We start from the raw sequence: 992 nt of genomic DNA on the forward strand, positions 1-992 counted from the left end.
ATCCAGCCGGCCCATTTTGCCGACTGGCTCACACAAATCACCTCCCCAATCTGCGATAATCTGCGCGCGCCCAGTCAGGCCGCTTTCGCTTTCAGCCATACAGCACAAGGAACATCGGATGTTCGCCGCCGCCAACCAGGCCCACTTCACCCTCGCTATTCCCGGCATCAGCCACGACTTCAAGGTCCTGTCCTTCGAAGGCCTAGAGCAGATCAGCCAGCCCTACCGTTTCCAGCTGGAGCTGGTCAGCGAACGCCCGGATCTGGATATCGACCGCCTGCTACAGCAACCGGCGTTCTTCAGCTTCGCAGGCCAAGGCCAGGGCATTCACGGCCTGATCCACCGCGTCGCCCAGGGCGATGCCGGCAAGCGCCTCACGCGCTACCATATCGACTTGGTCCCTCATCTGTTTTACCTGGGCCACCGCACCAATCAGCGCATCTTCCAGCATCTAACCGTCCCACAGATCATCGCCCGGATCTTGAACGACCATGGCATCCAGGCCGATACCTACCGCTTTCAGCTTAATACCGATTACCCGCAGCGCGACTACTGCACCCAGTACGATGAAACCGACCTGCACTTTATTCAGCGCCTCTGTGAAGAAGAAGGCCTTCACTACCACTTCGAGCACAGCAGCGATAACCATCTTTTAGTCTTCGGCGACGACCAGACCGGTTTCCCCAAACTCAATAGACCTACCGCCTATATCCAAGACAGCGGTCTGGTCGCCGACGAGCCGGTAATCAAGCGCTTCGCCCTGCGCGTGGAAACCCGCCCCAGCCGGGTCACCCGCCGGGATTACGACTTCGAAAAGCCGCATCTACTGATGGAAGCCGCGCACAAGACCGAGCAGCCGGTGGAAGGCGAACAACCACCAACACCACTGCCCGACCTGGAAGACTACGACTACCCCGGCCTGTTCAGCGAACGCGCCCGCGGCAAGCATCTGGCCAAACGCAGCCTGGAGCGCCACCGCAGCGACTATCGCC

The 992-nt window shown here is 60.0% G+C and carries 1 protein-coding gene; it reads left to right on the plus strand.

The window, feature by feature from the left end; genetic code table 11:
- Positions 1–118: 118 nt before the first annotated feature.
- Positions 119–992: type VI secretion system tip protein TssI/VgrG (gene tssI, locus K787_RS0121395; protein ID WP_022964828.1), on the plus strand; the 874-nt coding region annotated here is incomplete at its 3' end.

The organism is Halopseudomonas pelagia CL-AP6, from assembly GCF_000410875.1.
Classification (GTDB): domain Bacteria; phylum Pseudomonadota; class Gammaproteobacteria; order Pseudomonadales; family Pseudomonadaceae; genus Halopseudomonas; species Halopseudomonas pelagia.